This window comes from Candidatus Cloacimonadota bacterium, from assembly GCA_011372345.1.
GTDB lineage: Bacteria > Cloacimonadota > Cloacimonadia > Cloacimonadales > TCS61 > DRTC01.
On the sequence record DRTC01000445.1, the window covers coordinates 1 to 4,145 of the forward strand.

Annotated in this window: 4 protein-coding genes; all 4 read left to right on the forward strand. The window is 34.7% G+C overall.

The window, feature by feature from the left end; all coding sequences use genetic code 11:
• Positions 1 to 268 precede the first annotated feature (268 nt).
• The gene (locus ENL20_08640) at positions 269 to 2,557 is read left to right on the forward strand and encodes a T9SS type A sorting domain-containing protein (GenBank protein HHE38623.1); all 2,289 of its coding nucleotides are present in this window, start codon (positions 269 to 271) and stop codon (positions 2,555 to 2,557) included.
• A gap of 173 nt (positions 2,558 to 2,730) precedes the next feature.
• Positions 2,731 to 3,078 carry a hypothetical protein gene (locus tag ENL20_08645; protein HHE38624.1) on the forward strand — a complete coding sequence of 116 codons (348 nt, stop codon included), beginning with the start codon at positions 2,731 to 2,733 and terminating at the stop codon, positions 3,076 to 3,078.
• Between the two features lie 22 nt (positions 3,079 to 3,100).
• On the forward strand, positions 3,101 to 3,748 hold the full coding sequence (locus tag ENL20_08650; protein HHE38625.1) for a hypothetical protein: 648 nt from the start codon (positions 3,101 to 3,103) through the stop codon (positions 3,746 to 3,748).
• 56 nt (positions 3,749 to 3,804) lie between these two features.
• On the forward strand, positions 3,805 to 4,023 hold the full coding sequence (locus ENL20_08655; GenBank protein HHE38626.1) for a T9SS type A sorting domain-containing protein: 219 nt from the start codon (positions 3,805 to 3,807) through the stop codon (positions 4,021 to 4,023).
• Positions 4,024 to 4,145 lie beyond the last annotated feature (122 nt).

Below are 4,145 nucleotides of genomic sequence, written 5' to 3' on the forward strand. Positions count from 1 at the left end.
AATTAGTCTTTATTAACAAAGTTTCTTGAATTAATGCAATTTCAAGCACTTGCTTTTTTATTGGAACTTTCTTGTTAATGAATAAAACTTTAAAATACTATTCCGCAGTCTTTACAATATTTAACAAAAAAAAAGAAAAAAGTCTTGACTGCAAATGTTGTATTTTTAATTTTTTGTGTGAGTTAGAGTATAGAGTGAGAAATATGTTTTTTTTGATATAGAAATGATTTTTTAGGAGTTTGATAAATTTTATCCTGAAGGAGGAGAGATGAAAAAAATTATTATTCCTTTTTTATTATTTTGTTTTGTTTTCCCAAATCTATTTTCAGACACTTATGTTTCCGGAAATGTTTCGGGAACCTGGAATGTCGCTGGTAGTCCGTACCGGGTTACAGCAAATATCAATGTTGTAGCCAGCACAACTTTAACTATCGAAGATAATGTGCAGGTAATTTTTGAAGATGATTATTTATTCACTGTTAATGGGACATTGGAGGCAAATAATGCTGAATTCTCCTTGCTCGATCCACCACCGGGAGGGATCTATTCCTGGCAGGGAATCGAATTTACTGGCAGCTCTGCAAATTGTATAATCGACAGCTGTGAATTTAATAATGCTTCCCCCGGGATAGTCTTTACGAATACAAATCAATCGATCTATCCCAGCATATCCAACAGTACTTTCAACTTCCTGAATCATGCTTCAGCTGAGGCGGATTATGCTCTGATATTAACAGATGATTCAGAGCCAACTATCGATAATAATTTTTTTGAGGGTTATATTCGCGGTATTTATATCAACGCTAACCTTTCAGCAGCAGAACCGGATATAACTAATAATGAATTCAATCTGCTTGGATTAAGATTAACCAGACAATCACATTCAAAGGCTGGTGTTTTTGAAGGTGTGTCCGAAGTTAATCTTGATAATAATGAATTTCTTGGTTTCGAAAAAGGATTGAAAGTTATAAATACGACCGAAACCGAATCTTCTCCCAGAATTGCTAACACGAGAATTAGAAGCAGTTCAAGAAATTCACGACAGGATGAAACCGGTGTTAAAATTGATGGAACTGTAGCTGTTGACATTGATAATTGTGATATCGAGGATTATGCTTACGGAATCAGGTATTCCGGTTCCGGCACAGTAACCCGGGCTACTCCAACCATAACCAATTCAAGAGTTAGAAACAGCACTGAACCGACCAGACCGCGAGCCTTGATCAGAGGTGCTTTTATCGATAGCCTGATCTCTTTGAATATCGACAGCTGTCTGATAGTTGGATATAGTTCAGGAATTGCTCTTCTAAATACATCATCTACAACTTCGAGTCCAAGAATAGCAAATACAAGGATAAGATCAAGTTCAAGGAGCAGAGATACCGCAGTTGGATTATTCATGTTCGGTAATATGAACAGTACAATTCAGGAAAATATTTTTGCAGATTGCGATTCTGCGGTAGTTATTTCAGGAGAAGACACCTGGTCGCTTCTTTATAAAAATAATATGTTCTTAACAACCGGAGCGATAGACAATGTTGCCATTCATGCCGAGGATTCCAACAACCTGGACATCTATAATAACACTATATATGCTTATGATGTCGGATTAGATGCAAGTTTAACCAATACTGACTTTCAAAACAACATTGTCTGGCACGATTCTCCAACAGTTGAACCTGTTTCTTTTGATGCCGGTGTATCTGTCCAATATAACGATATTGCCAGACCAGGCGGACAGCTCTATCCCGGAACAGGCAATCTCAATGCTGATCCATTGTTCGTTGATCCCTTAAGTGAAAACTTTTATCTCCAATGGGGTTCTCCCTGCATAGATGCCGGAAATCCGGATATCGTTTTTGATGATATTGACGGAACAAGAGGTGACATAGGAGCATTTTTTTATTGCCAGGGAGGACCATGTCCGATCGTGCTTTCTACATTCACAGCTCAATTCATTAACAGTACACCAAAACTTTCCTGGATGACAGCTACTGAAACCGAAAATAGAGGATGGAATATTTATCGGGGAGAAGATGAAACTGCTCTGCAAAATGACGAAACACTACAAATAAACAACCTCATGATCGAAGGAGCAGGAACTACTTCCGAACCGACAGAATATTCCTTCTTTGATGAATTTGATTTTATTTTGAATTTCACTTACTGGTATTGGCTGGAAAGCACCAGCTCTTCCGGAGAAACAGAAACTTACGGTCCTATTTCATTATTTATTCCTGAAAATGAAGATAACCCTGAAGCACCTGACATGCCAGAAAAATTCGGTCTGCTCCGGAATTATCCGAATCCCTTCAATCCCATTACACGGATCAGCTTTAAGCTGCCAAAGGAGAAATATGCCGAACTTACGATCTATAATATAAAAGGTGAAAAGATCAATACTCTATTCAAAGGACAGACAAGCGATGATTCTCCTCTTAATGTTTATTGGGATGCCTGTGATGAAAACGGAAGAGAAGTTGAGAGCGGAATATATCTCTATAAATTAGTTTCAGGAGATTATGTGCAAACCAGGAAGATGATCTATTTGAAATAAAAATCAATAGAATTTATTCATCTTTAAAGGGTAGTTAAAGACTGCCCTTTTTTTATTTTCGTATGATTGTGAATAGATAATAAATTAGAAAAAATTTACATGGAAGAAAAAAAATAAAAAATTACTTGCTAATATTTTTTCTCATTTAATTTTCTCGGATTGTGGTAATTAAAATGAAAAAGAAAATATTTATTACTGTTATTTGGTCTCTTTTTTTTATCTTATCTCTTAACACTCAAGAGTGGATAAATGTTTCACCATTAGATGAAAACAATAGCTGGATAGATGGTGATTTTATTTCTGCTGAGGAAGGATGGGCTTTTTCAGGAAGTATGGCTCATGGTGATACTATCTATCATACAACTGATAGAGCTCAAACCTGGGAAGTAATCTATACATTGGAAAATCCTGATGAGTACATTATCTCCCTGCAAATGACGGACAGTTTGCATGGCTGGATAAAAAAACGCTGGTATGACTATCCTGATATTGATATTTATTATTATTTAAAAAACATCTGACGGAGGATACACTTGGAATGATATGAGTTCTTATTTATCAGATATAGAAGTGATAGGACCATTATATTTTGTTAATGAAGAATTAGGATTTGTAGAAGGAAGAAATAATGAAACAATGGGTTCAATGATATATAAAACTATCGATGGAGGATACAATTGGTATGAAACAACAGTACCTACTCCAGAAAACGATCCTTTAATACCTGGAAATTATTGGATTACAAAATTTTTCTTCCTGGATGAGAATCATGGATGGACTTCTTGTATCATAGGTTTTGGTTTAGGAGTAAGTTTGTTTACCCAGGATGGAGGAGAAACCTGGGAAGTTGGAGTAGAGCCGGGTTTTTCTGAATTTTTTGATATACATTTTATTAATCCTGATCAAGGAGGTATAGCTGGTCTTTATCATGTATTGATTACGCAAGATAATTTTGAGACTTATACTTATCACTATTTTGGTCAAAACTGGGCAATTCATTTTCAAGATGAATCGATAGTTTGGGTTAGTAGTCAGAATTATATCAAAAAAAGTATAAACGGGGGGATATCTTTTGATGAATATCAGATTATTGATACAAGTTATCTTGATAAAATTCAATTCTTTGGAAATACAGGATATATCTTTGGTTCAGATAATTCCCTTTTAAATATACTGAAGATAATGAAATAATAGAAAATGAAATCCAAAATATTTCTTTTTGGGTTTATCCAAATCCTATTAGTGATATGTTTTATATAGAATACTCTCTACCGGAAAAAGAAAATATTGAAATTATTCTATTTAATATAAAGGGGCAGTCGGTAGAAACAGTATGGAGAGGTAATATCGAGAGAGGAAATAATGAAATATCCTTTGATACAAGAAGATTATCAAATGGAATTTATTTCCTTAAGGTAAAAACAAATAATTGTGTGATAACTAAAAAAATCATCATAATCAAATAAGGTCAAATGACCAGAGGTGAAGGCACATTTGATCCAATTTCAGTTTAGTTCAAGATGACACAAAGGTTGAAAAATAAGGACTTACGAAATTCAAAATTAACCACTGGTCATTTGAACTAAAC

Excerpts from the sequence above, each read along its gene's own strand:
- ENL20_08640 (HHE38623.1), top strand. The coding sequence starts at position 269 with ATGAAAAAAATTATTATTCCTTTTTTATTATTTTGTTTTGTTTTCCCA.
- ENL20_08645 (HHE38624.1), top strand. The coding sequence starts at position 2,731 with ATGAAAAAGAAAATATTTATTACTGTTATTTGGTCTCTTTTTTTTATC.
- ENL20_08650 (HHE38625.1), top strand. The coding sequence starts at position 3,101 with ATGAGTTCTTATTTATCAGATATAGAAGTGATAGGACCATTATATTTT.
- ENL20_08655 (HHE38626.1), top strand. The coding sequence starts at position 3,805 with ATGTTTTATATAGAATACTCTCTACCGGAAAAAGAAAATATTGAAATT.